The 22,706-nt window shown below is 48.2% G+C and carries 28 protein-coding genes; 12 read left to right on the top strand and 16 right to left on the bottom strand.

All coding sequences use genetic code 11. From position 1 onward, the window contains the following. The first annotated feature begins 4 nt into the window (after positions 1 to 4). From dam to trpS, 4 genes are all read left to right on the top strand, one after another. Entirely contained in the window at positions 5 to 820 is an 816-nt protein-coding gene (gene dam, locus CWC46_RS00560; protein WP_021014141.1) for an adenine-specific DNA-methyltransferase, read from the top strand. 131 nt (positions 821 to 951) lie between these two features. Next, complete coding sequence (gene rpe, locus CWC46_RS00555; protein WP_021014142.1) at positions 952 to 1,629, top strand: ribulose-phosphate 3-epimerase; 678 nt, start codon at positions 952 to 954, stop codon at positions 1,627 to 1,629. Further along, positions 1,622 to 2,326 (top strand): phosphoglycolate phosphatase, encoded by a 705-nt coding sequence (locus tag CWC46_RS00550; protein WP_021014143.1) that lies wholly within the window; start codon positions 1,622 to 1,624, stop codon positions 2,324 to 2,326. The genes rpe and CWC46_RS00550 overlap by 8 nt, the downstream gene beginning before the upstream one ends. Further along, complete coding sequence (gene trpS, locus CWC46_RS00545) at positions 2,323 to 3,327, top strand: tryptophan--tRNA ligase (RefSeq protein WP_021014144.1); 1,005 nt, start codon at positions 2,323 to 2,325, stop codon at positions 3,325 to 3,327. The genes CWC46_RS00550 and trpS overlap by 4 nt, the downstream gene beginning before the upstream one ends. 90 nt (positions 3,328 to 3,417) lie before the next feature. On the opposite strand, the gene yjgA is transcribed toward trpS, so the two are convergent. Further along, the gene (yjgA, locus tag CWC46_RS00540; protein ID WP_021014145.1) at positions 3,418 to 3,972 is read right to left on the bottom strand and encodes a ribosome biogenesis factor YjgA; all 555 of its coding nucleotides are present in this window, start codon (positions 3,970 to 3,972) and stop codon (positions 3,418 to 3,420) included. A gap of 189 nt (positions 3,973 to 4,161) precedes the next feature. Here yjgA and pmbA point away from each other — a divergent pair, with 189 nt between their 5' ends. Beyond that, positions 4,162 to 5,502, top strand: coding sequence for a metalloprotease PmbA (pmbA, locus tag CWC46_RS00535; protein WP_021014146.1), 1,341 nt, complete (start codon positions 4,162 to 4,164; stop codon positions 5,500 to 5,502). A gap of 64 nt (positions 5,503 to 5,566) precedes the next feature. Here the strand turns inward: pmbA and rnk are convergent, their stop codons facing one another. The 12 genes from rnk to CWC46_RS00475 form a co-directional block, all read right to left on the bottom strand. After that, the gene (gene rnk, locus CWC46_RS00530; protein WP_021014147.1) at positions 5,567 to 5,977 is read right to left on the bottom strand and encodes a nucleoside diphosphate kinase regulator; all 411 of its coding nucleotides are present in this window, start codon (positions 5,975 to 5,977) and stop codon (positions 5,567 to 5,569) included. A 174-nt stretch (positions 5,978 to 6,151) separates the two neighbouring features. Then, positions 6,152 to 6,424: a PTS phosphocarrier protein NPr gene (gene npr / locus CWC46_RS00525; RefSeq protein WP_021014148.1), complete on the bottom strand. Its 273-nt coding sequence runs from the start codon at positions 6,422 to 6,424 to the stop codon at positions 6,152 to 6,154. Further along, a complete protein-coding gene (gene rapZ, locus CWC46_RS00520; protein ID WP_021014149.1) occupies positions 6,421 to 7,275 on the bottom strand; it encodes an RNase adapter RapZ in 855 nt (284 codons plus the stop codon). Before rapZ ends, npr begins: the two co-directional genes overlap by 4 nt. 193 nt (positions 7,276 to 7,468) lie before the next feature. Continuing rightward, positions 7,469 to 7,942 carry a PTS IIA-like nitrogen regulatory protein PtsN gene (ptsN, locus tag CWC46_RS00515; protein WP_037381095.1) on the bottom strand — a complete coding sequence of 158 codons (474 nt, stop codon included), beginning with the start codon at positions 7,940 to 7,942 and terminating at the stop codon, positions 7,469 to 7,471. Positions 7,943 to 8,040: 98 nt separating this feature from the next. Beyond that, the gene (gene hpf / locus CWC46_RS00510; RefSeq protein ID WP_021014151.1) at positions 8,041 to 8,328 is read right to left on the bottom strand and encodes a ribosome hibernation promoting factor; all 288 of its coding nucleotides are present in this window, start codon (positions 8,326 to 8,328) and stop codon (positions 8,041 to 8,043) included. 23 nt (positions 8,329 to 8,351) lie between these two features. Further along, positions 8,352 to 9,785 carry an RNA polymerase factor sigma-54 gene (gene rpoN, locus CWC46_RS00505; RefSeq protein ID WP_021014152.1) on the bottom strand — a complete coding sequence of 478 codons (1,434 nt, stop codon included), beginning with the start codon at positions 9,783 to 9,785 and terminating at the stop codon, positions 8,352 to 8,354. 41 nt (positions 9,786 to 9,826) lie between these two features. After that, positions 9,827 to 10,552 (bottom strand): LPS export ABC transporter ATP-binding protein, encoded by a 726-nt coding sequence (lptB, locus tag CWC46_RS00500; protein ID WP_021014153.1) that lies wholly within the window; start codon positions 10,550 to 10,552, stop codon positions 9,827 to 9,829. 3 nt (positions 10,553 to 10,555) lie between these two features. After that, positions 10,556 to 11,134 carry a lipopolysaccharide ABC transporter substrate-binding protein LptA gene (gene lptA, locus CWC46_RS00495; protein WP_021014154.1) on the bottom strand — a complete coding sequence of 193 codons (579 nt, stop codon included), beginning with the start codon at positions 11,132 to 11,134 and terminating at the stop codon, positions 10,556 to 10,558. Beyond that, the gene (lptC, locus tag CWC46_RS00490) at positions 11,112 to 11,681 is read right to left on the bottom strand and encodes an LPS export ABC transporter periplasmic protein LptC (RefSeq protein WP_021014155.1); all 570 of its coding nucleotides are present in this window, start codon (positions 11,679 to 11,681) and stop codon (positions 11,112 to 11,114) included. Before lptC ends, lptA begins: the two co-directional genes overlap by 23 nt. After that, positions 11,678 to 12,244 carry a 3-deoxy-manno-octulosonate-8-phosphatase KdsC gene (kdsC, locus tag CWC46_RS00485; RefSeq protein WP_021014156.1) on the bottom strand — a complete coding sequence of 189 codons (567 nt, stop codon included), beginning with the start codon at positions 12,242 to 12,244 and terminating at the stop codon, positions 11,678 to 11,680. The genes lptC and kdsC overlap by 4 nt, the downstream gene beginning before the upstream one ends. Positions 12,245 to 12,311: 67 nt before the next feature. Further along, positions 12,312 to 13,298, bottom strand: a complete 987-nt coding sequence (gene kdsD / locus CWC46_RS00480) for an arabinose-5-phosphate isomerase KdsD (RefSeq protein ID WP_021014157.1) — start codon at positions 13,296 to 13,298, stop codon at positions 12,312 to 12,314. Positions 13,299 to 13,330: 32 nt separating this feature from the next. After that, a complete protein-coding gene (locus CWC46_RS00475) occupies positions 13,331 to 14,293 on the bottom strand; it encodes a calcium/sodium antiporter (protein ID WP_021014158.1) in 963 nt (320 codons plus the stop codon). 284 nt (positions 14,294 to 14,577) lie between these two features. On the opposite strand from CWC46_RS00475, the gene mlaF reads away from it, so the two are divergent. The 7 genes from mlaF (at position 14,578) to murA (ending at position 19,387) form a co-directional block, all read left to right on the top strand. Further along, positions 14,578 to 15,390: a phospholipid ABC transporter ATP-binding protein MlaF gene (gene mlaF, locus CWC46_RS00470; RefSeq protein ID WP_021014159.1), complete on the top strand. Its 813-nt coding sequence runs from the start codon at positions 14,578 to 14,580 to the stop codon at positions 15,388 to 15,390. A 7-nt stretch (positions 15,391 to 15,397) separates the two neighbouring features. Beyond that, positions 15,398 to 16,180: a lipid asymmetry maintenance ABC transporter permease subunit MlaE gene (mlaE, locus tag CWC46_RS00465; RefSeq protein ID WP_021014160.1), complete on the top strand. Its 783-nt coding sequence runs from the start codon at positions 15,398 to 15,400 to the stop codon at positions 16,178 to 16,180. Positions 16,181 to 16,184: 4 nt separating this feature from the next. After that, complete coding sequence (gene mlaD, locus CWC46_RS00460) at positions 16,185 to 16,739, top strand: outer membrane lipid asymmetry maintenance protein MlaD (RefSeq protein WP_021014161.1); 555 nt, start codon at positions 16,185 to 16,187, stop codon at positions 16,737 to 16,739. Between the two features lie 12 nt (positions 16,740 to 16,751). After that, positions 16,752 to 17,387, top strand: a complete 636-nt coding sequence (gene mlaC, locus CWC46_RS00455; RefSeq protein ID WP_021014162.1) for a phospholipid-binding protein MlaC — start codon at positions 16,752 to 16,754, stop codon at positions 17,385 to 17,387. Continuing rightward, positions 17,380 to 17,685, top strand: coding sequence for a lipid asymmetry maintenance protein MlaB (gene mlaB, locus CWC46_RS00450; protein ID WP_021014163.1), 306 nt, complete (start codon positions 17,380 to 17,382; stop codon positions 17,683 to 17,685). The genes mlaC and mlaB overlap by 8 nt, the downstream gene beginning before the upstream one ends. 131 nt (positions 17,686 to 17,816) lie before the next feature. Next, positions 17,817 to 18,071 (top strand): BolA family iron metabolism protein IbaG, encoded by a 255-nt coding sequence (ibaG, locus tag CWC46_RS00445; RefSeq protein WP_021014164.1) that lies wholly within the window; start codon positions 17,817 to 17,819, stop codon positions 18,069 to 18,071. Positions 18,072 to 18,124: 53 nt separating this feature from the next. Beyond that, positions 18,125 to 19,387, top strand: coding sequence for a UDP-N-acetylglucosamine 1-carboxyvinyltransferase (murA, locus tag CWC46_RS00440; protein WP_021014165.1), 1,263 nt, complete (start codon positions 18,125 to 18,127; stop codon positions 19,385 to 19,387). A 75-nt stretch (positions 19,388 to 19,462) separates the two neighbouring features. On the opposite strand, the gene degS is transcribed toward murA, so the two are convergent. The 3 genes from degS to zapG form a co-directional block, all read right to left on the bottom strand. Next, positions 19,463 to 20,524 (bottom strand): outer membrane-stress sensor serine endopeptidase DegS, encoded by a 1,062-nt coding sequence (gene degS, locus CWC46_RS00435; RefSeq protein ID WP_021014166.1) that lies wholly within the window; start codon positions 20,522 to 20,524, stop codon positions 19,463 to 19,465. An 87-nt stretch (positions 20,525 to 20,611) separates the two neighbouring features. Continuing rightward, positions 20,612 to 21,982, bottom strand: coding sequence for a serine endoprotease DegQ (degQ, locus tag CWC46_RS00430; RefSeq protein ID WP_021014167.1), 1,371 nt, complete (start codon positions 21,980 to 21,982; stop codon positions 20,612 to 20,614). Positions 21,983 to 22,194: 212 nt separating this feature from the next. Further along, positions 22,195 to 22,599, bottom strand: coding sequence for a Z-ring associated protein ZapG (gene zapG / locus CWC46_RS00425; RefSeq protein ID WP_021014168.1), 405 nt, complete (start codon positions 22,597 to 22,599; stop codon positions 22,195 to 22,197). Positions 22,600 to 22,706: the final 107 nt, after the last annotated feature.

Raw genomic sequence — 22,706 nt, 5'->3', positions numbered from 1 at the left:
CGGCATGAAGAAAAACCGCGCTTTCTTAAAATGGGCTGGTGGGAAATATCCGCTGGTAGAGGAAATTCGCCGATATCTACCAGCGGGAGATCGCTTAATTGAGCCTTTTGTTGGTGCAGGTTCGGTATTTCTCAATACGGAGTACGATAATTATATACTGGCAGATATTAATAGTGATCTCATTAATCTCTATAATATCGTTAAAACCAATACTGATGATTTTATCCGAGATTCTCGCAAATTATTTACTGATGAAATGAATACTTCCGAAGTATTTTACGTACTGCGAAGTGAGTTCAATCTCTGTACGGATGCCTATCGACGAGCATTATTGTTTCTCTATCTTAATCGTCATTGTTACAACGGGTTATGCCGTTACAACATGCGTGGTGAATTTAACGTGCCGTTTGGCCGTTATAAAAAGCCTTATTTCCCGGAAGAAGAATTACACTGGTTTGCACAAAAGGCAAAAAATGCCATCTTTGTTTGTGAACATTATCATCAGACCTTGACTCAAGCTGAGCGTGGTTCGGTTGTCTATTGTGATCCACCTTATGCACCTTTGTCGGCAACGGCAAATTTCACGGCCTACCACACCAGTAATTTTAATAATAATGATCAGCAGAATCTGGCGCAGTTGGCTTATCAACTATCTGTGGAAAACAATATACCAGTGCTGATATCCAACCATGACACATTACTTACACGAGAATGGTATCAAGGGGCATCATCGTTGTATGTGGTTATGGCTCGTCGTACTATCAGCCGCAATATTTCAGGACGCAGCAAGGTTAACGAGTTACTGGCTTTATATCGCTGAGTCGGTCGTAGTAGTATTAAAGATGTGATTGACTGGAAAAGAGTATTGTTTCCGCACAGTAGCTGACCGGAAAGATCGTTACGTGATTAGTCCCGGCAGTAGAATACAGACTTGATGGTTTGGAGAAGCGAATGAAACCGTTTTTAATCGCCCCGTCTATATTATCGGCTGACTTTGCCAGGCTAGGTGAAGATACTGCGAAGGTACTGTCGGCAGGAGCAGATGTGGTTCACTTTGACGTGATGGATAACCACTATGTTCCCAATCTGACGATTGGCCCGATGGTGCTTAAATCGCTGCGTAGTTACGGGATTACCGCACCGATTGATGTTCATCTAATGGTAAAGCCCGTTGATCGGCTGATTCCGGACTTTGCCGAAGCGGGGGCCAGTTTTATCACTTTCCATCCTGAAGCTTCTGAACATATCGATCGTACCCTGCAATTGATTAAGGAACATGGCTGTAAAGCCGGTCTGGTTTTTAATCCTGCTACGTCACTGAGTTACCTGGATTATGTGATGGATAAGCTGGATGTCATCCTGCTGATGTCCGTCAACCCCGGTTTTGGCGGCCAGTCGTTTATCCCTGCGACACTGGATAAATTGCGTCAGGTACGCAAACTGATCGATGACAGTGGTTATGATATCCGCCTGGAGGTCGATGGCGGCGTCAAAGCGGACAAGATTGGTGAAATTGCAGCAGCGGGCGCAGATATGTTTGTTGCTGGTTCGGCAATATTCAATCAGCCAGACTACCGTGTGGTTATTGATCAGATGCGTAAGGAACTGGCAAAGGTCGCACATGATTGAGTTTACCTCTATCCGCGGGCTGGCGTTTGATCTTGATGGTACGTTGGTAAACAGTGCTCCGGGACTGGCTCAGGCCATTGATCTGGCATTGCAGGAACAATCATTACCTGTGGCGGGTGAAACACGCGTGTCCACCTGGATTGGCAATGGTGCGGATGTCCTTGTTGAACGTGCACTACGTTGGGCTGGTGTCGCACCGTTACCGCAACAGATTCGTGATACACGGATGTTATTCGATAAGTATTATGCCCAAACGATAGACAGCGGCAGCACGCTATTCCCACAGGTCAAAGAGACATTGGCCCAGTTGGTGGCGCGTGGTTTCCCGATGGCGGTAGTCACGAATAAACCTACGCCTTTTGTGGCCCCGCTGTTGGATTCTCTCGGTATCGGTGACTATTTCCCATTGATTATCGGTGGTGATGATGTGGTGCAGAAGAAACCGCATCCTGCACCGTTATATCTGGTATTGGGGAAATTGGGGTTGCGGGTAAATGAGCTGTTGTTTGTCGGTGATTCACGCAATGATATACAAGCATCCCAAGCTGCCGGCTGCCCGTGTGTCGGTATGACCTATGGATATAACTATGGTGAAGCGATAGCACTTAGCCACCCTGATGTGGTTCTGGATCGTTTTGCTGATTTATTGCCCCTTGTCGGGCCGTCATCTTTAAAAAATCAGGAAGCATTAGCATGAGTAAGCCCATTGTATTTAGCGGCGCACAGCCGTCTGGTGAGTTGACCATTGGTAACTACATGGGTGCGTTACGCCAGTGGGTCAACATGCAAGATGATTTTGACTGCGTTTACTGCATTGTGGATCTGCACGCCATTACGGTACGACAGGATACACAGCAACTGAGGAAAGCAACGCTGGATACACTGGCACTTTATCTGGCCTGCGGTATTGACCCACAGAAGAGCACCATTTTTGTTCAGTCTCATGTACCGGAACATACTCAGTTAAGCTGGGTGCTCAACTGTTATACCTATTTTGGTGAGTTGAGCCGGATGACGCAGTTTAAGGATAAATCTACCCGTTATGCTGAAAACATTAATGCCGGCCTGTTTGACTATCCGGTACTAATGGCGGCGGATATTCTCTTGTATCAAACCAATCAGGTACCCGTTGGGGAAGACCAGAAACAGCATCTGGAACTGAGTCGCGATATCGCCCAGCGGTTTAATACGCTGTATGGCGATATCTTTTGCGTACCGGAGCCGTTCATCCCTAAATCTGGTGCCCGCGTGATGTCACTGCTGGAGCCGACCAGGAAGATGTCTAAGTCGGATGAGAACCGCAATAATGTGATTGGATTGCTGGAAGATCCAAAATCAGTGGTGAAGAAAATCAAACGAGCGGTGACTGATTCCGACGAGCCGCCAGTGGTGCGCTACGATCTGGAGAACAAACCTGGGGTTTCCAATCTGCTGGATATTCTGTCTGCGGTAACGGGTAAAGCGATCCCTGAACTGGAGACGGAATTTGAAGGCCAGATGTATGGTCACCTGAAAGGTGCTGTAGCTGATGCTGTCTCAGGAATGTTAAGTGAATTACAGGAACGCTATTACCATTTCCGTAATGATGAGGTTTTTCTGCAACAGGTAATGCGTGACGGTGCGCAAAAAGCGAGTATCCGTGCGCAGGAAACGCTGACGAAGGTATACGAAGCTGTTGGGTTCGTTGCTCGTCCGTAATGCCGGTTAGCCAGATTGATATCGGACAACAGCCCCGGTTTCGGGGCTGAGTCGGCTATATCAGGAATAATTTTCTCATTACTGGCATTGTTATTCGTTTGATTCAGCCAGTTCACGCAGGTACTGAAAAATCTGGCGGGCTGATTTTGGCGGCTTGTTATCAGTTTTTTCTTTTTGCGCGTTCCTTGCCAGAGAACGTAATTGCTGACGGTCGGCTTGTGGATAGCGTGTCAGAATATCTGGAATAGCATCGTCTCCATTCTCTATTAGTCTATCACGCAGTTGTTCCAGCTTATGAAATAGCACAATCTGCTGATTATGACGGTTTTTCAGTTTATCCAGGGCGGCTTTGATCGGCTCTGGATCACGGGCACGAAGCATTTTACCGATCAACTGGAGCTGGCGACGGCGGCCTTCTTTTTTTATCCGTTGCGCGAGTTCAATCGCTGCTCGCAGATCTTCATCCAGCGGAATGCGGTCCAGCGCGTTTTTACCCAGTTCTACCAATTCGGCACCCAGATCTTTCAAGGCTTCGGCATCACGCTTTATTTCGCTTTTACTGACCCAGATAATTTCATCATCATCGTCGTCGTCTTGGCTGTTGTCTGGAACGTCATCCAGCCAGTCTTCGGGATGTTTGTTCATGGTTGACTCCCTAAAAAAGAGGCTGATCCTATCAGGTTATGGGCTTTCTGCGAAATTGTCTGCAGATCCTGTTAGACTCAAAAGCATTATGCTACATCTTTTTATGCGGATGTGTGGTGACGAATAGCGTTCACACGGAATTCGTAGCATCATTTATCTGAATATTTTCTCACTCATTATGGCAGATCGATGACAATAATCACTCAGGTTGCAGAACAACGGAAAACGTTGGAACAAGCGGTGGCACAGGCGTTGGAGTTGGCGTGCGTTGGCTCTGATGCGGCAGAAGTCGCAGTGACAAAAACAACAGGAATCGGTGTTAGTACCCGTTATGGTGAAGTTGAAAATGTCGAATTCAACAGCGATGGAGCACTGGGTATTACCGTGTATTACCAGCAGCGTAAAGGCAGTGCCTCATCCACGGATCTTAGTCCGGATGCTATCGCCCGCACAGTAAAAGCGGCGTTGGATATTGCCCGTTATACCTCGGTCGATCCCTGCACTGGCCCGGCGGATAAAGATTTGTTGGCGTTTGATGCTCCGGATCTGGATTTGTTTCACCCGGCAGAACTGGATGCTGAGCGTGGTATTGAGCTGGCAGCTCGTGCTGAGCAGGTGGCACTGAAAGCCGACAAACGTATCACGAATACGGAAGGCGGTAGCTTCAACAGCCATTATGGCATCAAGGTGTTCGGCAACAGCCACGGTATGTTGCAAAGTTACTGCTCAAGCCGGCATTCGATGTCCAGCTGTGTCATTGCTGAGCATAATGGTGATATGGAGCGTGATTACGCTTATACCATTGGGCGTTCTCTGGATGATTTAAAGACACCTGAGTGGGTGGGTGAAGAGTGTGCCAGACGCACATTGGCGCGGTTGGATCCGCATAAATTACCAACCATGGAAGCACCAGTGATGTTTGCCGCTGAGGTGGCTACCGGACTATTTGGTCATTTGGTGGGGGCTATCAGTGGTGGCAGTGTATACCGTAAGTCAACCTTCCTGCTGGATAAACTTGGGCAGCAAATTCTGCCTGAGTGGCTGACTATCGAAGAGTTCCCACACCTGCGTAAAGGGCTGGCGTCTTCACCGTTTGATGGTGAAGGTGTTCGTACCCAGCAACGGGAAATTGTGAAGGATGGTGTCCTGCAGACCTGGCTGTTAACCAGTTATTCCGCTCGTAAACTGGGTATGAAGAGTACCGGACACGCTGGTGGTATTCATAACTGGCATATTGCCGGACAAGGGCTGGATTTCAACGGTATGCTCAAACAAATGGGTAAAGGTCTGTTGGTGACTGAGTTGATGGGACATGGCGTCAGTGCGGTCACCGGCGACTATTCCCGTGGCGCGGCAGGTTTCTGGATCGAAAATGGGGAAATCCAGTATCCGGTGAGTGAAATTACCATTGCCGGGAACCTGAAAGATATGCTGCGTAACATCGTTACCACGGGTGATGATATAGAAAACCGCAGTAATATCCAATGTGGCTCAGTGTTGTTACCCGCCATGAAAATTGCCGGAGCATAAACGACGACGCCTGACGATCCCCATAGTGCGGGGATCGTCCATCCAATAATACTAACTTGAATTATCAGCGATGATATTCGCTAGCCGCTTCTGGTTGATACAATAATTCCAGCACGGTAATGTGCGCCTCTTCTCCATTTGGCAATTTCCAGTCTATGGTGCTGCCCACATGCATGCCGAGTAAGGCTGCGCCTAGTGGTGCCATAACGGAAAGCTGCTCTTGACTATCTTTTACTGCTGACGGATAAACCAATGTCCGTATATGTTCTTCTTGTGTCTTCAGATCGCGAAATCGGATCCGGCTATTCATGGTTACCACATCTGCGGGTATCTCTGTTTGCGGCAGGATTTCCGCACGATCTAACTCTTCGTTCAGTGCCAGAGCCGTAGCTGTGTTCGCGAAAGCGGGGTTCTCCAGCAATGTGTCGAGGCGTTCGGCATCCAGTTCGCTGATTGTCAGGTTTGGTTTTGTCATACTCCTCTCCGGTTTTTATATGATTACAACATAAAAGCAACACCCCCGCGCCAAGAGGGGCGGGGGTGTATAAAAAAGGACATGCTTTAAATGATAGTAGGTTCTTATGGGAGTGAAAGGAAGAGATCGGGATCACGAAGATGGTGATGGACGGTGATCCTGATGAAGGATAAATTAATCCTCGTCAAATCCGGCTTCAAACAGTTCAATAACCGACGCCAAAGCCTGTTCTTCATCCGAACCGCTGACTTCAATCTCAATATAGCGCCCTTTGGCTGAATCCAACATTAGCATGGCAATGACGCTGCTGGCTTCAGCCTCTACACCACTATCATTACGTAAAAGAACTTCAGCCTCAAAGCTTTGTACCAGTTCAAATAATTTCATGGCTGGTCGAGCATGCATTCCAAGGCGGTTTTTGACTTCAACGGTTTGTTTTACGGTCATGATTTTCGCTTTTCCAACGTACGATGACGTGACTGTACATTTTTACCACGGGAACGAAAATAGTCTGCCAATTGTTCCGCAATGTAGACAGAGCGATGCTTACCACCTGTACAACCAATCGCCACCGTTAGATAGCTACGATTATTGGTTTCCAGCATCGGCAACCATAACTCCAGGTAGCTACGGGTTTGATAGATGAAGTTATGAACTTCAGTATGACGATCCAAAAATGCGGCTACCGGTTTATCCAACCCGGTCATTGGGCGTAGTTTTGGGTCCCAGTGGGGATTAGGCAAAAAACGAACGTCAAAAACATAGTCGGCATCAATAGGAATACCGTGTTTATAACCGAATGATTCAAATACCATTGTCAGCTCACGTTCCCGTTTACCCAGCAAACGGGTACGTAACATCTCGGCCAGTTCATGTACCGACATTTCTGACGTGTCAATGATAAGGTCGGCACGGGAACGCAGAGGTTCGAGCAAATCGTTTTCCTCATCAATGGCGCTTTCCAGGGACAGATTCTTGCTGGAGAGTGGATGAAGACGACGAGTATCACTGTAACGGCGGATCAGCGTGTTGCGATCAGCATCCAGAAACAGTAATTGAGGCGAAAAACTTTTTGGCAACTGCGTGATGGCTTGTTCCAGTATTTCCGGCGATTCAGGCATGTTGCGCACGTCAATGCTGACGGCTGCAGAGATGTTACGCTCTGCTAGCGTGTTGGCGAGGTCCGGTAGTAGAACCACCGGTAGGTTATCTACGCAGTAGAAGCCCATGTCTTCCAGTGCGCGCAGGGCTACGGATTTTCCCGAACCTGACCGACCACTGACAATCATCAGCACCATCTGAAGATTCCCCCCTGGCAGCAGATGATGAAGATCCACCGCCACAGTTAGTTTCCGTTAGTAGCCCGGCGACGCCGGAATCTATGGTTAATTTCGCAACCCCGGGCTGTTGTCAGGCAAAGGTCTGACACCGTTGAATTTTTATGGTATGTCTATCGATTTGCGCCACGGTGTTGCCAGTAACTGTGCCACATTATTCGGCCTCGGTCATAATCTGGTACAGCTCATCATCACTTTGTGCCGCACGCAGACGCCGACATATTGTTTTATCGGCGAGCCGTTTGGCAATGAGGGATAACGTATGTAAATGGGTTTTACATTGTTCCGCGGGAACCAGCAAGGCAAAAAGTAAATCTACGGGTTGGTTATCGATGGCATCAAAGGCAATGGGCTGCTCTAGCTGGATAAACACACCAACTGCACCCAGTGTATTTTCATCTTCCAGTTTCCCGTGGGGAATCGCAATGCCGTTGCCGATACCTGTACTGCCCATGCGCTCCCGTGTCAGGATCGCTTCGAAGATAATCTGCGAGGGTAGATTGAGCTGTTGAGCCGCCAGTTCACTGATGATTTCCAGGGCACGTTTCTTACTCTGGCAGTGGACAGCACTACGGGTGCACTCTTTACGGAGCACTGCGCTGAGTTGCATAACGGGATCGTTGTTCATTTCGTTTTCACTTAACGACACTTTTGTGCCTCAGATAATCAGCCTACTGTTTAACAGTAGGCTGATTGCTGTCCCTGCGCCTGAAGGCGATGAAAAAATCAGTGTTGTTTCAGTTTATCCTTATGTTTGTTTAACTGTCGCGCCAGTTTATCGATCAAAAGATCGATGGCAGCATACATATCATCCGCTTCTGATGTAGCGTGCAGCTCACCGCCGTTAACGTGGATTGTAGCATCCGCAATCTGCTGGATCTTTTCCACTTTAAGTACCACGTACACCTGATTTATACGATCAAAGTATTGTTCAAGTTTTGCGAATTTTGTATTGACAAAATCGCGCAAGGCATCAGTTATTTCGACGTGGTGTCCGGTAATGTTGAGCTGCATATCATCTTCCTTCTCAATTAGGGTCAGACCAGCTGCTTACGCTGATTTGACGGCGGGATAGATAGAGACTCTCGGTACTTTGCAACAGTTCTCCGAGCCACAATGATTCCCTGTTCAGAGAGCAAAGTGGTTAGTTTACTGTCACTCAATGGCTTCGCGGGGTTTTCCGCAGCGATCAGTTTCTTGACCAGCGCCCGAATAGCGGTGGATGACGCTTCGCCACCACTGTCTGTATTCACGTGGCTGGAGAAGAAATATTTCAGTTCGAAAATACCTCGTGGGCTATGCAGAAATTTCTGCGTAGTCACGCGGGAAATAGTGGACTCATGCATATCCACAGCCTGGGCGATATCCGCCAGCACCATGGGTTTCATAAACTCTTCGCCCTGTTCAAAAAATGCCAGTTGCTGCTCGACGATACAGCGAGTGACCTTTAACAAGGTTTCGTTGCGACTCTCCAGACTTTTGATTAGCCAGCGGGCTTCCTGCAGGTGACTACGGATAAACTGGCCGTCACTGTCACTACGCACACTGTTGCCCATCGCCGCATATTGCTGGTTGATCTGTAACCTGGGAACACTGTCTGTGTTCAGTTCGACTATCCAGCGATCTTGTACCTTATGAGTCAGAACATCGGGAATCACATATTCTGATTCACCAGTGTTAATTGATTGACCAGGGCGCGGGTCAAGGGATTGAATTAATGCCAGAGCTTCTTTCAGTACATCTTCTTTCAGACGACTGGAACGGATCAAGGCACGAAAATCATGGTTTGCCAGCAGATCCAGAAACTCACTGACAATCAGTTTAGCCTCTGACAGCCAGGGCGTATCCGGCGCAAATTGCGAAAGTTGTACTAGCAGGCAGTCTCGCAGATCGCGAGCGGCAACACCTATCGGGTCAAAATGCTGTACCCGCTTGAGTACTGCTTCCACTTCTTCCATCGTGACATTATCGTCACCGATGCTCTCACGGATTTCATCCAGCGATACGGTCAGATAGCCAGTGTTGTCAACCGCATCCACTATTGATGTGGCAATAGCCGCATCAGTATCAGAAAACGGTGTCAGTTCCACCTGCCACATCAGGTAGTCCTGCAAGGTTTGGGTGGTTTCTCCCTGGTAGACTGGCAGTTCGTCATCGCGGTAGTCAGTGCTGGTACCTGAAGGGGTTCCGGCAGTATAAATTTCATCCCAGGCGGCATCCAGCGGCAGTTCATCTGGCATATCTTTCTGTTCCAGCGCTTCCCGTGTATCTAATGCTTCGCTGTCGGTGTTTTCTACGGTGTCTACTTCTTCATGCGTATCAGCCTGTTCTAACAATGGATTGCTTTCCAGCGCCTGTTGGATCTCTTGCTGGAGTTCAAGCGTGGACAACTGCAGCAGACGAATTGCCTGTTGCAGTTGTGGTGTCATGGCCAATTGTTGGCTAAGCCTGAGTTGCAAACCTTGCTTCATAAATAGCGCTAACTTCCTTATATAATTAAAAAACGACGTTATTAGAGTCGAAATCCTTCACCCAAATAGACTCGTTTTACTTGCTCGTTGGCCAGTATATCCATCGGTGAGCCGTGGGCAATAAGGTGACCCTGGCTAACGATGTAAGCGCGTTCACAAACGTCTAACGTTTCACGAACGTTATGATCGGTGATCAGTACGCCTAAGCCACTGTCGCGCAGGTGTTCAATGATCTTTTTAATATCAATCACCGAAATAGGATCTACCCCGGCGAAAGGTTCATCCAGCAGGATGAACTTCGGGTTGGCAGCCAGCGCCCGGGCTATCTCTACCCGTCGACGTTCACCACCCGAGAGCGATTGTCCCAGACTATCGCGCAAGTGAACAATATGAAACTCCTCCATTAGCTCATTTGCGCGATCTTCCTGCTGTTCTGTCGTCAGATCCTTGCGGATTTGCAGCACAGCCATCAGGTTGTCATAGACACTCAAACGACGAAAAATGGATGCTTCCTGAGGCAGGTAACCAATACCGCGGTGCGCACGGTCATGCAAAGGCAGTAAAGTGATGTCATTATCATCAATAATGATACGGCCTTCGTCGCACTGCACTATTCCTACCACCATATAAAACGTCGTAGTTTTACCTGCGCCATTGGGACCGAGCAGACCAACAATTTCACCGGAGTTGACGGTGAGACTGACATCTTCCACTACTTTGCGGCCTTTGTATGCTTTGGCCAGATTTTCTGCAATTAATGTAGCCATAGGTTACTGTGCCACTCGCTGTTGCGTTTTGGGTGACTTGCTCTGCGATTTACTTTGGTCGCCTTTATCCTGAAGTTGAGAGGGCACCAATACCGTAGTTACTCGTTTTCCTTTGTCACTGAACGCTTCCATCTGTTGTTGTTTTACCAGATAGGTAATACGGTCGCCTTTTATGTTGCTGTCCAACTGTTCCAGATAGGCGTTGCCCGTCAGGATGACAAAATCCTTATCCAGCTCATAGCGCAATTTTTGCGCATGACCTTTTACAGGTTTGCCATTGTCCTGCATCTGATAAAATGTGGCGGGATTACCATAGCCTTCAATAATTTCATGGCCTTGTTTCCCTTGAGGGCGGGTAACCACGACTTTATCTGCATGAACTATGATGGAGCCTTGGGTGACGATAACGTTGCCAGTAAAAGTGGCAACATTACTCTGCATATCAAGGGATTGCTGGTCTGAATCGATATGTATTGGTTGCTCGGTATCGCTGGTTAATGCCAGTGCCGGAATGCTAACGGCAAACAGAGAGCTGGCGAGCAAGGTACTACGTATCAGATTATTTGTTTTGTGGGATTTCATAGGAGGTTTTTACCTTTTCGATCAACTCGGCAGTTTTGTCGCGCAGATTGCCGCGCATTCTTAATCCGTTGGAAGTAAAGCCGGTACCGTACAGTGTGACTTCATCATCTGATGAGACATCTTGAGTTATCAGGTTTACCTGGGCATTGTCCGTTTTAATGCGCTTCAGTTGCGACTCTGCGGTAAGGCTGTTTACTTCAACATGACCATACAAATAGAGCATTTTATCTTTTGTCAGTTTGGCGCGATCAGAGCGCACTGACCAGGTGGCCACGCCCTGCTCATTAAACAAGGTGGCAACGGGCAGGGTAAACCAACTCACCTGATCGGTATTGAAAAATTCGGCTTCACTTGCTACCAGTTTGTAATTTAATTTCCCTGCTGGGTCATAAACTACGGTCACTGTTTCTTTGGTCGTATAATCGGGGGCGTTACTTGTTGTGACCACTGGGTTCGATGTTGTCTTGTTATTGGTTAAATTCAAACCGAGCAGGATCAGTGCGATCAATGCCAGCAGAATAGTCAGCCAACCTTTCGTTTTACTCATATCGACAGCCCTTTGGCATGCTCCAGCTTATCTTGAGCCAACAGAATAAGATCGCAAATTTCACGCACAGCACCATGGCCTCCAGAAATACGTGTAATGTAATCCGCCATTGGCAGCAATAATGGATGAGCGTCTGCAACGGCTACACTCAGCCCTACTTGGGCCATCACCGGCCAGTCGATTAAATCATCGCCGATATAAGCAACCTGGTCCGCTGTCAAAGACAGCTCACCCAACAGCTTTTGGAAGGCTAAAAGCTTATCAGACTGGCCCTGATAAAGGTGAGTAATCCCTAATGTTATACAGCGATCTACCAGTAGTTGTGCTGAACGACCTGTAATAATCGCGATATCTATGCCGGAAGTCAGCAGACAGCGGATGCCATAGCCATCTCGCACATGAAATGCCTTAAGTTCTTCTCCCTGGTTCCCCATGTAGATCAGGCCATCGGAGAGTACACCGTCGACATCGCAGATTAACAAACGAATATCTCGGGCCTTGGCCAGTACCCGCGAGTCGACAGGCCCGTAGCAAGTGTCGGTTTGCGTCCCGGTTTCACTCATTCACGCTTATCCTTGGTTTTAGCAGAGGCTTATGGTTATGCAATATCATGACCGCAGTGTCGACAGATTAAACCACACCAGCCCGCAGCATGTCGTGCATATGAACGATTCCGAGCAGACGGTCATCATCTGCCACCAGTAGTGAAGTTATATGGCGTGATTGCATCAGGTTAAGGGCATCCACGGCCAGCATTTGGGGCGTGACCCGTATTCCGCCACGAGTCATGACATCCGCGATACGAGCACTGTTCAAATCAATGTTCATATCAAAAATACGGCGCAGGTCACCATCAGTAAAGATCCCTTCAATTTTCCAGCCATCGCTGCAAATTACTGTCATGCCAAGATTTTTACGGGTAATTTCCAATAGCGCATCTCGTAGGGAAGCATCACAGTTCACACACGGCACTTCATCACCAGAATGCATAATATCGTTAACACGCAGCAAAAGTTTGCGGCCCAGAGCTCCTCCCGGGTGTGACAAGGCAAAATCTTCGGCGGTGAAACCACGGGCCTGTAATAACGCTACGGCTATCGCATCCCCCATAACCAGTGTCGCAGTCGTGCTGGATGTCGGTGCCAGGCCAAGCGGACAGGCCTCTTGTGGAACGTGTACACACAGATGAATGTCGGCGGCTTTGCCCATCGTGCTTTCCGGGTTGCCAGTCATACATATAAGGCAGATTTGTAGGCGTTTCAGCACTGGAATCAGTGACAGAATTTCATGGGATTCACCGGAGTTGGAGATGGCGACTATTACATCCTGCGTGGTAATCATCCCCAAATCACCGTGGCTGGCTTCACCGGGATGGACAAAGAATGCGGGCGTACCGGTGCTGGCAAAGGTCGCTGCCATTTTACAACCGATATGTCCGGACTTGCCCATGCCCATTACCACAACTTTGCCTTGGCAATGAAAAATTCTCTCACAGGCACGGGAAAAGTTGTCATCAATGTATTGACCTAACTGGGCCAGACTTTCGCGTTCAATGTTCAGAACCTGCTTGCCTGCTTGTTGGAAATCGAAACCAGGTTGTAGCTCATAATGTAACATGCGGTAAAAATCCTGCGTTGCTGATACTCTGATTATGGAAGAAAGAACAGCACCGAGATATAAGCGATGAAGGCACACAGCAAGAGTGCCCCCGCGCCTTGACCGATGCACTGTTTCCGGCGGAGACAGAGCGCCGCCAGTAATACACTGACCCCTAACATGATCCAGTAGTCGCGCTCAAACGCGAGCGGGTTAAGTGCACCAGGTGAAAGTAACGCGGGTACCCCCAGGACAATCACAATATTAAAGATATTGGAGCCGATCAGGTTACCCAATGCGATGTCATCTTCTTTTTTTAATGTTCCGACGATAGCCGTCGCCAGTTCTGGCAGGCTGGTACCGATAGCCAATACCGTCAGGCCGATGGTAAGTTCACTGATGTTATAATAGCGGGCGATGACTGTTGCATTATCAATCACCATCCGGGCCGCCATCGGCAGGATAATCAACCCCAGTATCAACCATAGCAGCGCCACAGTGTAATTACTCTCTTGGGGTAATTCGGCTATCTGTTCACGAGTGAAGCTATCCATTTCTTGTCGCTGATTGTTATGGGCCATTTTCAGCATCAGCAGAATGCACAGACCAGCAATCAACAGCAGAATTATTCCATCCATCCGACTCAGAAAGCTATCATGCAACAGAAAACCACAAAGCAGCGTGACCAACAGCATTAGAGGGATCTCACGACGCGATAGAACAGATTGAAACGTCAGCGGCCGGATAAGTGCCGCGCTGCCCAGAATTAGCAAGATATTGGTGATATTGGAGCCCAGCACATTCCCCACTGCCATATCTATTTGATTATTCAAAGCCGCAGTCACCGAAACGGTGAGTTCCGGTAGCGATGTCCCCATACCGACAATGACTATCCCGATTATCATGGGGGGGATGCCAAAAGAGCGGGCCAGAACAGCAGCTCCGTATACCAGGCGGTCGGCACCATAAACCAGTAAAATCAAACCAATGATCAAGAGTACTGTTGCAAAAAGCATGCAGCGTCCTTTATTCAGGTATAATCACTGGTTCATTGGTAGACAAACCAGTATTTTTGGACGAATAGTGAACAGAAAATCGTGTTTTTACCATTGGTGCTAATTCTGACTGTGTAGGGCGAAAAAGTAAAACCAATGGCAACTTTGGTCACGAATTGACGACGTGTTTTTGTCACAGTACCGTGATTGTCATTTGTGCTTACCTTAAGTGCGAACAAAATGGCATAAGTACACGTTAATATTAATGACAACGCCCTTACTGGCGGTCGGGAAGGAAATAAATAATGAACCATGAGGCGATTAACCTGGTTGAAATTCGCGGGCTCAATTTCCGACGTGGAGAGCGTTCGATATTTACTGACATCTCGCTGGATGTACCGAAAAGAAAAGTGACGGCCATTATGGGGCCGTCGGGGATTGGGAAAACGACGTTGCTGCGGTTGATTGGTGGTCAACTTCAGCCAGACAGCGGGGACATCTGGTTTGATGGGAAAAATATTCCGACGCTTTCTCGTTCCGGATTATATGAATCCCGTAAGAAAATGAGCATGTTATTTCAGTCTGGGGCATTGTTTACCGATCTGAACGTGTTTGATAATGTTGCCTGGCCGTTGCGTGAGCACAGCCGGTTACCGGAACCATTGCTTCACAGTACGGTAATGATGAAGTTGGAAGCGGTGGGATTGCGTGGTGCAGCACAACTTATGCCTTCGGAGCTTTCCGGGGGGATGGCGCGACGTGCTGCGTTAGCACGCTCAATTGCCCTGGATCCTCAACTGATCATGTTTGATGAGCCTTTCGGTGGTCAGGACCCCATAACCATGGGGGTTTTAGTCAAGCTCATTAGTGAGTTGAATCATGCGCTGGGAGCGACCTTTATCGTGGTATCTCACGATGTCCATGAGGTACTGAGTATTGCTGATTACGCTTATATTATCGCCGACCAGCGCGTAATCGCTAAAGGCACACCGGAGGAGTTGCAAGTAAATGAAGATCCTCGTGTGCGCCAGTTCTTGGATGGCATTGCTGACGGGCCGGTACCGTTCCGTTACCCGGCTGGTGATTACCAACTTGAGTTACTAGGCTCTGGGAGTTAAATAATTCATGCTACTTCAGGCAGTCGCGTCGTTAGGACGCCTCGGTATCAGCGTATGCGCTTCTTTTGGTCGCGCGGGGCTGGTGCTTTTCAATGCGCTAGTGGGGAAACCCGAGCTGGCGAAACAGTGGCCGTTGTTCTGCAAACAACTCTACAGTGTAGGGGTTCAGTCATTGCTGATTATCATTGTATCCGGCATATTCATCGGCATGGTACTGGGGTTGCAGGGTTATCTTGTCCTGACAACTTACGGTGCGGAAGCCAGTCTGGGTATGATGGTTGCTTTGTCGTTACTGCGTGAACTAGGGCCTGTGGTGACGGCGCTGTTGTTTGCCGGACGTGCCGGTTCGGCACTGACGGCAGAGATTGGCCTGATGAAAGCCACTGAACAACTTTCCAGCATGGAGATGATGGCGGTTGATCCGTTACGGCGTGTTGTGGCTCCCCGTTTCTGGGCTGGCTTGGTCAGTATGCCATTGCTGACTGTCATTTTTGTGGCGGTGGGCATCTGGGGGGGGGCGTTAGTGGGTGTCGACTGGAAAGGAATCGATTCCGGTTTTTTCTGGTCGGCCATGCAAGGCGCGGTGGAATGGCGGCACGATTTGCTTAACTGTGTAATAAAAAGCGTAGTGTTTTCCATTACCATCACCTGGATTGCGTTATTTAATGGCTATGACGCGATTCCGACGTCAGAAGGGATAAGCCGTGCGACGACCCGTACCGTAGTGCATTCATCGCTGGCGGTGTTGGGATTGGATTTTGTGCTGACAGCACTGATGTTTGGGAAATGAGTCGATGCAAACTAAGAAATATGAAATCTGGGTTGGCATATTTATGCTGATTGCGCTGGGCGCCATTATCTTTCTATGTCTGAAAGTGGCGGACTTGAAATCAATTGGTCATCAACAGACTTACCGTTTGTATGCGACTTTCGACAATATTGGCGGTCTGAAGGTACGTTCACCAGTAAAAGTAGGGGGAGTCGTGATTGGACGGGTGGAAGATATTTCGTTGGATCAAAAAACCTACCTGCCGCGTGTCGCGATGGATATCGAACAGCGTTATAACCATATTCCAGATACCAGTTCATTGTCGGTGCGAACTTCTGGTCTGCTGGGAGAGCAATATCTGGCGTTGAATATAGGGTTTGAAGATCCATCCATGGGAACCTCAATTCTGAAAAATGGCGGCGTTATTCAAGACACTAAATCAGCTATGATATTGGAGGATCTTATCGGTCAATTCCTATATAAGGGTGGTAGTGGCAACACTCAGAATACCAGCCAAAACAGCACTGATTCGGTAGCGGCTCCAGAGCCTCAGTCCAATTCTGTTACGCCGCATCCATAAGAGGGCTCTTGCATGTTAAAACGTTTATTAGTGGTAGCGTTACTGGCAGTGTCGTCGTTTGCCAGTGCAGCGGATCAGACTAATCCGTATAGTCTGATGAATGATGCGGCGAAGAAAGTTTTTACCCGTCTTAAAGATGATCAGCCCCAAATCATGAAAGACCCCAACTATCTGCGTGTTGTGGTGCGGGAAGAACTATTACCTTATATTCAGGTGAAATACGCTGGAGCATTAGTGTTGGGGCCGTACTACAAAAGTGCCACACCAGCACAACGTGAAACCTATTTCAAAGCATTTACCGCCTATCTGGAGCAGGCATATGGTCAGGCTCTGGCGCTGTATCATGACCAGACTTACCAAATCGCGCCTGAACGACCACTCGGTGATGCCACTATTGTTTCAATCCGCGTGACTATCATTGGTAACGGCGGACGCCCGCCAGTTCGTCTGGATTTCCAATGGCGTAAGAACAGTATAACGGGCCACTGGCAAGCGTATGACATGATCGCGGAGGGAGTGAGCATGATCACGACCAAACAGAATGAATGGGCTGCAACGTTGCGTCAAAAAGGGATTGATGGTTTGACTCAGCAACTTCGTATTGCCGCACAACAGCCAATCACGTTGGATCAGCAACGAAATGGTTAGCACAACGCTTAACTGGAAGTCCGATGCATCCACGCTGGTGTTGGACGGCGATTTAGATCGTGAAACACTATTGCCGCTGTGGCAGCAGCGTGAAACTCTGCTGCAAGGAAAGACTGTGCTGGATATGAGTCAGGTAAATCGGGTGGATTCTTCTGGACTGGCATTGCTGGTTCATTTTTATCATCAGCAACAGCAGAACGGTGTAGCGTTGCAAATTACGGGTGTCAGTGACCGACTCAAAACATTGATTGAGCTCTATAGCCTGGACAAAATTATACCCATCCAGCTCATTAGCTGAAAAAACCTTCAAGCTATCTCTAAATCCCCTTTTGCTTTTGTGCAAAGGGGGATTTCTTTTGTTTAAGATGAAGGTAGATTCATCTAAGATACCAAGCTGTTTATCATCCCCCTGACGCAGAATCGAGAGCGATGGAAAATAACGAAATTAAAGATGTGCTGATGAATGCATTGGCACTACAGGACGTCCATGTATCCGGCGATGGCAGTCACTTTCAGGTGATTGCTGTGGGTGAGTTGTTTAGTGGTATGAGCCGCGTAAAACAACAGCAGACGGTGTATGCCCCGTTGATGGAGTATATTGCCGATAACCGTATTCATGCGTTATCCATTAAGGCTTATACGCCAGATGAGTGGCAGCGCGATCGTAAACTCAACGGTTTTTGAGCGATCGGACTTGATGCCGCACTATTGAATTTGAATATTGAGAAATCGTTACTATGGATAAATTTCGTGTGCAGGGGCCTACTCGGCTCACTGGTGAAGTTACTATCTCCGGGGCTAAAAATGCGGCCCTGCCTATCCTGTTTGCCGCTTTACTCGCTGAAGAGCCAGTAGAGATCCAGAATGTTCCCAAACTTCGGGATATCGACACAACCATGAAACTGCTGAGTCAGTTAGGGGCGCGTGTCGAGCGAAATGGTTCCGTACATGTTGATGCCAGCTCGGTAAATGTCTTTTGCGCACCGTACGAGCTGGTAAAAACCATGCGTGCCTCTATTTGGGCACTGGGGCCGCTGGTAGCCCGTTTTGGTCAAGGCCAGGTTTCTTTGCCTGGCGGTTGTGCCATTGGTGCTCGTCCGGTTGATTTACATATCAATGGATTGGAGCAATTAGGCGCAGAAATTACCCTGGAAGAGGGGTATGTGAAGGCAACGGTCGATGGTCGCCTAAAAGGCGCTCATATCGTGATGGATAAAGTTAGCGTAGGTGCCACGGTGACTATCATGAGCGCGGCGACATTGGCTGAAGGTAAAACCATTATAGAAAATGCGGCGCGTGAGCCGGAAATTGTGGATACGGCCAATTTCCTCAACACGCTAGGTGCCAGGATCAGTGGTGCTGGTAGCGATAAGATTGTTATTGAAGGTGTAGCCCGGCTGGGTGGCGGGGTTTACCGCGTTCTGCCAGATCGCATTGAAACGGGGACTTTTCTTGTGGCTGCCGCTGTGTCTGGCGGTAAAGTGATGTGTCGTAATACACGTCCAGATACATTGGATGCCGTGTTGGCCAAACTGCGTGAAGCGGGTGCGGATATTGCGATCGGTGAAGATTGGGTCAGCCTGGATATGCATGGCTGTCGTCCTAAAGCGGTTAACCTGCGTACTGCTCCACATCCCGGATTCCCTACTGATATGCAGGCTCAGTTTAGTTTGCTAAATCTGGTCGCTGAAGGTGCAGGGGTCATTACTGAGACCATTTTTGAAAACCGCTTTATGCATATTCCGGAATTGATCCGCATGGGCGCGCAGGCAGAGATTGAGAGTAATACTGTTATCTGCCATGGCGTAGAGACATTATCTGGCGCTCAGGTGATGGCAACGGACTTACGCGCTTCAGCAAGTCTGGTACTGGCTGGTTGTATTGCAGAAGGTGTCACTATGGTGGATCGTATCTATCATATTGATCGCGGTTATGAGCGTATTGAGCATAAGTTACGGGCACTTGGTGCAAATATTGAAAGAGTCAAGGAAGGCGAATAACGTCCCGCTCTGAACCGGGTGGGTTAACCACCCGATTTTCCGTCTGTTTATAAATCTTTTTTATAAATAAAGCAGTCAGCTAGCTGGAAATTCCTGAATGGTTACATTCAGCGTTATTTCTTTATTGTTCCGGGAAATCACAACTGGGATGACTGAGCCAGGACGGATTTCAGCTACCTGATCCATGGTTTCAATTACAGATCGAACGGGTTTATTATTCACTTTTAACAACCGATCCCCTTCTTTGATACCGGCTTTATCCGCAGGTCCGCCTGGTTCCACCTTTTTGACAAATACGCCCCGTAATCTGTTATCTATCGATACATTCTGGTCCTGATTTTCAATTTGTGCCCCATTGATGCCGATGTAACCGCGGATAACCCGACCATCGCGAATCAGTTTGCCCATCACTTTGATAGCCAGTGCCACAGGAATGGCAAAGCTTAAACCTTCTGGGGTAGCGCCATCATTGCTTTTGTCAAAAGATAACGTATTGATGCCAACCAGTTCTCCCAACGTGTTAACCAATGCTCCGCCTGAATTGCCACGATTGATAGACGCATCGGTCTGCAGGAAGTTCTGGCGCCCTGATGGACTTAAACCAACCCGTCCCGTGGCGCTGATAATACCTTGAGTAATGGTTTGCCCCAGATTGTAAGGATTCCCGATAGCCATCACCACGTCACCCACATGAGCTACTCGTTTGGTATTGATGGGTATTTCCGGCAAATTGGTTCCCTCAATTTTCAACACTGCCAGATCGGTAAGGCTGTCGGAACCGACCAGCAGAGCCTCGAACACACGTCCGTCCTGTAGGGTTACTATGATCTGGTCAGCATTATTGATAACGTGCTTATTAGTGAGGATGTAACCCTTGCTGTTCATGATAACGCCGGAACCCAGGGTGCGAATATTGAGTTGATCCTTCTCATTTGGATTGGATGCCCGGTTATATACGTTGACGACTGCGGGCGCGGCGCGTCGTACCCCTTGATAATAGCTGACAGGTGTTTCGCTTTCGGCACTATCGTCTGGTTTGAATAGCCCGTTGTTTGAACGCAGCATGGGAAGTGCCAGTAGCAGAATACCTGCAACGATGACACCCATCAGCGCCGAACGTATAAGTTTGGTTAGCATAAGCATCTGGGTATAAGTAGAAGATTAACTGCAGAATATCATGAGATAGTTAGACACCACACCGCGTGGTGTCTAATTTTTACCGGCTTAGCGTAACAACAAATAAATGCTTTGGTCACCACGCATTATGTTCAGCGCCATAACCGAAGGTTTACTTTTTATAATTTTACCCAGTTGGGCGATGTTTTCCACCCGCTCCCGGTTGATACCGACAATAATATCGCCTTTTTGTAATCCAATCTTGGCGGCCGGTGTATCCTTGGTCACGTTATCGATAATTACACCTTTGCTGCCATCCTTCAACTGACCATCGCTTAGTGACGCTCCCTGCAGAGCCGGTGAGAGAGACTCAGCTCTGGTGGCAGTGGTGGCGCTATTGCCCAGGATGACAGAAACTTCCAGCTGTTTTCCATCACGCCACAGACCGACTCGAACGGTTTTACCTGGCGCGGTAGTGCCAATTTTCGCTCTCAGTTCGGCAAAGCTACTGATGGTTTTACCATTCAGCGAGGTTAGTACATCACCTGCTTTAATCCCTGCTTTTGCAGCAGCTGATTTTGGTAATACTTCACTAACAAATGCACCGCGTTGTACATCTACCTTGAAAGCTTTAGCCATTTCAGAGGTCATTTCACTGCCTCTGATACCCAGCAACCCGCGTTTTACCTCACCAAACTCTATCAATTGTTGAGACAAGGTCTGAGCCATATTGCTGGGGATGGCAAAGCCGATGCCGATATTTCCGCCCCCTGGAGCCAGAATGGCGGTATTAATCCCAATAAGTTCGCCGTTAAGATTGACCAGTGCGCCACCAGAGTTACCGCGGTTGATTGACGCGTCAGTCTGAATGAAGTTTTCCAGCCCTTCCAGATTCAGGCCACTACGGCCCAGAGCGGAAATAATCCCGGATGTGGCAGTTTGTCCCAGGCCAAAAGGGTTGCCCACTGCTACGGCAAAATCACCGACACGAAGCTGGTCTGAGTCTGCTATTTTAATTTCAGTCAGGTTTTTGGCATCGTTTAACTGCAACAGCGCAATATCGGTCTGCTCATCGCGACCAATCAATTTTGCGTCATATTCACGGCCATCATTAAGTTGTACACGGATTTTGTCAGCATTGTTGATGACATGGTTGTTGGTTAACACATATCCTTTGGCTGCATTAATGATTACGCCGGATCCCAAGCCTTCAAATGGCCGAGAGCTCTGTTCTTCAGATGGCGTGTTAGGCCCGAAGAAAAATTTAAACTCTTCAGGAATCTGCTGACGCTGAATTCGCGTACCCTCAACATGTACGCTGACCACAGCAGGTAAGACTTTTTCCAGCATAGGCGCCAGGCTGGGGAGTTGCTGACCCTGTACCACTGCCGGTAATGCAGCGTATGCCGCAGGTAGAGATGATAAGGATAAAGCTATGCTTATTGCCAATGCGCTACATAACAACGATGTTTTTTTCATTGATTGTTAACTCTCTCACGACCTGCGTATGAATAAAACGATGATATATAAACCCAAACCCATGATGAAGAGTCAGACCGGGGATTATGATGTAAAGTTCACTGACCTTTCTTCAGTAGAATGTAACCATAATTCATGTAAATTTACAGTTGAAGACAAAAGAACATGATGAGGCCGAAGAGGCCTCACAGGTAGAGAGTGGTATCTTGTGTTTACTTGCTGGCAGGGCGTTCGCCGCGCAGCAAACCTGAAGCGCCGTCAGAATAATCACGGGGTGGCATGCCTACTGGTGCCTGATCGTTATCCGCTTCGGCTTCCGTCAGGCTATATCTGAACGGATTATCCTGCGTGGGTAAATTGGGTAATAGGTTGTTGGAGCTTTTCGCCATATGCTGGTACAACTGACGATAATCATTTGCCATGTTGTCCAGTAGCTCTGCGCTACGGGCAAAATGCCCAACCAACTCCTGGCGATATTGTTCCAATTCCGTTTTGCTTTTCTCCAGTTCATTTTGCAATACCTGTTGCTGACGCAGTTTACGATTGCCAAAACGCATAGCGACAGCACCAATTATGACACCGATAACTAGTCCAATCAGCGCGTACTCCCAGGTCATAATGACTCCTATTTTGACTTAGTTGTCCCGTAGGGTTTTTCCACTTAATAATAGCCACTATAACCGCTAACCTTGCCTGAGTGGAGCCCCGAAGCGAGATGTCATAA

Source organism: Prodigiosinella confusarubida, from assembly GCF_002847015.1.
Taxonomy (GTDB): Bacteria; Pseudomonadota; Gammaproteobacteria; order Enterobacterales; family Enterobacteriaceae; genus Prodigiosinella; species Prodigiosinella aquatilis.
The sequence above is the reverse complement of the archived record's forward strand: the minus strand, read 5'-3'. Positions and strand labels throughout refer to the sequence as shown.